This window comes from Massilia sp. CT11-108 (assembly GCF_047302915.1).
Classification (GTDB): Bacteria; Pseudomonadota; Gammaproteobacteria; order Burkholderiales; family Burkholderiaceae_D; genus Telluria; species Telluria orientalis.
Map to the genome: position 1 here is coordinate 1 of NZ_JBKYMO010000378.1, position 5,515 is coordinate 5,515.

A 5,515-nucleotide genomic window follows, 5' to 3' on the forward strand; every position below is an offset into this window, starting at 1 on the left:
TGCGCCAGCGTCCCGGCACGGCGAAGGGCGTGCTGTTCCTGACCATCGAGGACGAGACGGGCAACATCAACGTGATCGTCTGGCCGCAGCTCGTCGAGCAGCAGCGGCGCGAAGTGCTGAACGCGTCGCTGCTGGGCGTGTACGGCGTGTGGCAGCGCGAAGGCGAAGTGCGTCACCTCGTGGCCAGGCGCCTCGTCGACATGTCGCACCTGCTCGGCAAGCTCGATGCGCGCAGTCGTGACTTTTGCTAGGTTTTGCTTGACACAATCGGCATAAACTTTTTATATTAAAAGAATGCTCACCGCGAACTCCACCTTTCTGACTTCCCTAGCGCTACCGCTAGTGCTACCGCACCTGGCCTGAATCGCCATTCCCGCAGCTCGTCCTCAGTTCGTCTGCCGTGCCGTACCGCCGAAGTTTCAGAATAAGGTTCGCCATTCCATGTTCTCTCCCGTCTTTCGACTAGCGTCCGGTTGCCTGGCCACGTGCCCCGTGGCAGCCGGGCAGCCTTTCCGCCACCTCTGATTTCCGTCGTCTGGATTCCGTGATCCGCATGCGCGCGCCATGCGGCAGGGACCCGTCACGTCCGCGTTTTCCCACAGCCCTGAAAAGGAGTCGTCCATGTTGTCGCACCCCGCAGCAAAGTACCGCCGTTTCCCGACCGTCCCCACCGAATCTCTCGTCACCTTCCGCGCCTGGCCGGACCGCGTCATCGACCGTCCTCCCATCTGGATGAGCACCGACCTGCGCGACGGGAACCAGGCCCTGATCGAGCCGATGAGCGTGGAGCGCAAGCTGCGCATGTTCGAGCAGCTCGTCAAGATCGGCTTCAAGGAAATCGAAGTCGCGTTCCCCTCCGCGTCGCAGACGGATTTCGATTTCGTGCGCAAGCTGATCGAGGAAGACCGCATTCCGGACGACGTGACGATCGAGGTGCTGACCCAGTCGCGCGAGGACCTGATCCGCCGCACCGTGGACTCGCTGCAGGGCGCGCGGCGCGCCATCGTCCACCTCTACAATCCGATCGCGCCCGCGTTCCGCCGCATCGTGTTCGGCGCGACCCGGGAAGACGTCAAGCAGATCGCGCTGAACGGCACCCGCCTGATCAAGGAACTGACTGACGCGCGGCCCGGCACGGAATGGGTCTTCGAGTACTCGCCGGAGACGTTCAGCATGACGGAGCTGGCGTTTTCAAAGGAGGTGTGCGATGCGGTCTCCGCGATCTGGCAGCCGACGCCGGACCGCAGGATGATCGTCAACCTGCCGTCGACGGTCGAGTGCAGCACGCCGAACGTGTATGCCGACCAGATCGAATGGATGCACCGCCACCTGGAGCGGCGCGACGCCATCGTCCTGTCCGTCCATCCGCACAACGACCGCGGCACGGCCGTCGCGTCGGCGGAACTGGCGGTGATGGCGGGCGCGGACCGCGTCGAAGGCTGTTTGTTCGGGAACGGCGAACGCACCGGCAACGTGGACATCGTCACCCTGGCGCTGAACCTGTACACGCAGGGCATCCACCCGGGCCTCGATTTTTCCGACATCGACGCGGTGCGCCAGTGCGTCGAGGACTGCAACCAGCTGCCCGTCCACCCGCGCCATCCGTATGCGGGCGACCTCGTGTTCACCGCGTTCTCCGGCTCGCACCAGGACGCGATCAGGAAGGGCTTCGCGCAGCAGAAGTCCGACGCGATCTGGGAAGTGCCGTACCTGCCCATCGATCCGGCCGACCTGGGACGCAATTACGATGCCGTGATCCGCGTGAACAGCCAGTCGGGCAAGGGCGGCATCGCGTACCTGCTCGAACAGGAATACGGCTTTGTCCTGCCGCGCCGGCTGCAGATCGAATTCAGCCGCGCCGTGCAGCACGCGACGGACAGCAGCGGACGCGAAGTGGCCGCCGCCGACATCCACGCGATCTTCCGCGGCGAGTACCTGGACCCGGGCCGTCATGTCTATCGCGGTCACGCCATGTCGAATGAAGGAGAAAACGGCACGCGGCTGGAGGTCGACATCGAGATCGACGGCGTGCGCACGACCCGTCACGGCATCGGCAACGGCCCGATCGACGCGTTCGTGAATGCGCTGGACCTCGACGTCAAGGTGATGGATTACCACGAGCACGCGCTGGGCCGCGGCGCCGATGCGCAGGCCGCGTGCTACGTCGAGCTGCGCGTCGGCAGCGGCGGTTCGCTGTTCGGCGTCGGCGTGGACGGCAGCATCATGACCGCGTCGTTCCGGGCGATCCTCAGTGGCGTGAACCGCCACTTCGCGGCCGCGGCGTAACACGTTGTGAAGGGGCCGCGCGGCGCGATCGTTTATCATCGTGGGTTTCGCGCCCGCGCGGCCCACCATTCTTCACGCCATGACACCTGAAAAAACTCCGCACTGGGGCCTGGCCATCGACACCGAGCGCTGCATCGGCTGCCATGCCTGCTCCGTCGCCTGCAAGGTCGAGAACTCGGTCTACCTCGGCATGTTCCGCACCAAGGTCTATTACCACGACTTCCACGGCAAGAACGCCGCCGGCAAGGTCACGCCGAAGCGCGCGTTCCTGCCTGCCCTGTGCATGCAGTGCGAGGACGCGCCGTGCCTGAAGGCGTGTCCCACCGAATCGATCCGCCGCGACGCGGACGGCGTCGTGCGCATCGACGTGGACAGCTGCGACCGGTCGCGCGACTGCATCGCCGCGTGCCCGTACGGCGCCATCCACATCGATCCGGTTGCGCAGGTCGCGGACAAGTGCGACTTCTGCAGTCACCGGCTCGACGCCGGCATGCAGCCGGCGTGCGTGGAGGCGTGTCCCGCCGACGTGTTCGCGTTCGGCGACCTGAACGACCCGGGCAGCGCCGTGAGCCGCTTCAACGCGCGGCACAGGAAGGAGCTGGCCGTGCTCAAGCCGCAGGAGGGCACGAGGCCGGCCGTGCATTACCGCGGCATCGGGACCGTCGTGCCGCGCGCCGTCGAGAACAAGCTGCCGAAGGGCCGCAACCACGATCCGTTCACGTACGAGATCGACACGTGGGCGGAGCTGCGCGCCGATTACGGCACCGTCGTCGGCAACGCGACGGCCAAACCGAAGGGAGGCAAGTGATGGAACGACGCGGTTTTCTCAAGTCCGGTCTCGGTGCGCTGGCCACGCTGGCCGTCGGCGAGACCATCCTGCTCGCTCCGGGCGATGCTGCGGCCGCCGCCGCCGAGCCATTGAACTACGCGACCGACGCGGACGGCAAGGCACGCAAGCGGCACGTCGACTACCGCACGGCCACGGCGGTGAAAAGCGTGTGCCTGAACTGCTCCACCGTGTGCGGCATCGAGGGGTTCGTCGAGGACGGCAAGGTCGTCAAGATCCGCGGCAATCCGCTCGATCCGAACCTCGGCAGCTTCATGACGTGCGCGAAGGGGCAGAGCGGTCCCACGATCAACACGTATCCCGAGCGCCTGCTGTACCCGCTCAAGCGCGTGGGCAAGCGGGGCGAGGGCCTGTGGAAGCGCATCACGTGGGACGAGGCGTACGACGAGATCGCGGCGCGCATCCGCAAGAGCATCGCGGACGGCCACCCCGAGCGCGTGGCGATCCACCAGGGCCGCTCGCGCTACGAGGCGGAGTTCGCGCGCTTCCTGAACGCGGTCGGCTCGCCCGTCCTGCTGAACCACCGCGCGCTGTGTTCGTCGAACAAGCGCGCCGCCAACTACGTGAGCCTGGGCGAGACCGACTGGGAATCGATCGACGCCGAGCGCTGCCGCTACTTCCTGAACTTCGGCGCCAATTTTTATGAGGCCCACCAGGGCGGCCTGCATCTGGTAAAACGCGTCGTCAAGGCGCGCTTCGACCACGGCGCCAAGCTCGTGACGTTCGACGTGCGCATGTCGAATACCGCGGGCCGCAGCGACGAATGGTTCCAGCCGCATCCGGGCACCGAAGGCGCGATCGCGCTCGCGATGGCGCACGTGATCCTGCGCGAGAACCTGCACGACCGCGCCTTCATCGAGGACTTCGTGCAGCCCGGCGAGGCGCAACTGCGCACGTGGCTGAAGGATTGCACGCCGGCGTGGGCGCAGGCCCAGTCGGGCGTGCCGGCTGCGGACATCGAACGGATCGCGATCGAGTTCGCACGCGCGCGTCCCGCCGTCGCCGCCTTCACCAACCGCGGCACGGGCGCGCACTACAACGGCTTCAACAACGAACGCGCCGTCGTCATGCTCAATGCGCTGGTCGGTTCCGTCGGCCGCCCGGGCGGCTATTGCTACGGGCTCGAAGAGAAGCTGGCGCCGGCGAAGTACCCGGCGCCACAGCCCGAGCCGCCCAAGGTCAGGATCCGCACCGACCTGGAAGACCCGCCGGAGTGGCCGCTGGCGAACCGGTGGCAGAAGATGAAGGTGGGCCAGGTCGTGTACGACTACCTGGAGCAGGGCCGCGCGCAGCTCGACGTCTACCTGAGCTACACGATCGTGTCCCCGATGACGTGGCCGGAGGGCCGCACGACGGCCGCCCGTGTGCTGGCCGACGAAAAGCTGATCCCGTTCCACGCCTGCTCGGACATCGTGTATTCCGAGATGGCGCACTGGGCCGACCTGATCCTGCCCGATGCGACCTATCTCGAACGGTGGGGCATGGACATCCGCAACAACCTCGAGCTGCAGCACTACGTGATGCTGCGCCAGCCGATGACGGCGCCGCCGGGCGAGGCGCGGTCCTTCCCCGAGGTCCTGTTCGACGTGGGCCGGCGCCTGGCGCCGGAGCAGGCGAAGTATTTCGCGTTCGGTGCCCACGAGGACTTCGTGCGCGCGCAGTGTTCGAAGCTGCCGACGCAAGGTCCGGACGGCCGCACGTTCGCGTCGGGCTTCGACTATATGAAGCACTACGGCGTGCATGTGGACACGAGCCAGCCCAAGACTTACGAGGTGTACCGCCGCAGGCTCGGGGCCGCGCAACTGGACGGTACGCGCGTCGACGGCACGGGCCGCATTCTCAAGATGGACAAGACGGGCAAGGAGCGCGCCATCGGGATGATGGTGAAGGGCGAGCCGCTGCGCGGGTTCGCCACGCCGTCGCGCCGCTTCGAGATCCTCGCGCCGGAAGTGGCGGAGGTCGCGGCGAAGGCGGGCATGGCGGACGACGGCATGCCGGCATTCCACCCCGTGCCCGGCCTGGACCGGCTTGCCGACGACCGCTTCGTCCTGACGACGTTCAAGTGGAACGTGCACACGCAGGGCCGCACGGCGTCGCAAAAATACCTGTCCGAGATCGTGCACGACAACCCGATGTGGATGCATCCGAAGGTGGCGCGGCGCATCGGGGTGAAGTCCGGCGACATGGTCGAACTGACGACCTACCGCCCCCGCTCGGGCACACTGGGCGACGTCGCCTTCAAGGCCGCGCCCGCGGGACGCGAGGAGGTCGTGGGCCGCGCGCGCATCCGCGTGTTCGTCACCGACGCCATCCATCCGAAGGTGCTGGCCGTGTCGAACTCGCTGGGCTGGCAGGTGGGCGGGCGCGCCGCGCAGGGCCGTG

4 protein-coding genes are annotated in these 5,515 nt (G+C 66.9%); all 4 read left to right on the forward strand.

The window, feature by feature from the left end; translation table 11 throughout:
• On the forward strand, positions 1-251 hold a 251-nt coding region (locus ACEN88_RS23300), incomplete at its 5' end, for an OB-fold nucleic acid binding domain-containing protein (protein WP_413343468.1).
• Positions 252-621: 370 nt separating this feature from the next.
• Positions 622-2,286, forward strand: a complete 1,665-nt coding sequence (gene leuA / locus ACEN88_RS23305) for a 2-isopropylmalate synthase (RefSeq protein WP_413343470.1) — start codon at positions 622-624, stop codon at positions 2,284-2,286.
• Positions 2,287-2,365: 79 nt separating this feature from the next.
• Positions 2,366-3,094 (forward strand): 4Fe-4S dicluster domain-containing protein, encoded by a 729-nt coding sequence (locus tag ACEN88_RS23310; RefSeq protein ID WP_413343472.1) that lies wholly within the window; start codon positions 2,366-2,368, stop codon positions 3,092-3,094.
• Positions 3,094-5,515, forward strand: a 2,422-nt coding sequence (locus ACEN88_RS23315; protein ID WP_413343474.1) for a molybdopterin-dependent oxidoreductase, incomplete at its 3' end; no start/stop codon positions are given. The genes ACEN88_RS23310 and ACEN88_RS23315, both read left to right, overlap by 1 nt.

Excerpts from the sequence above, each read along its gene's own strand:
- leuA (WP_413343470.1), top strand. The coding sequence starts at position 622 with ATGTTGTCGCACCCCGCAGCAAAGTACCGCCGTTTCCCGACCGTCCCC.
- ACEN88_RS23310 (WP_413343472.1), top strand. The coding sequence starts at position 2,366 with ATGACACCTGAAAAAACTCCGCACTGGGGCCTGGCCATCGACACCGAG.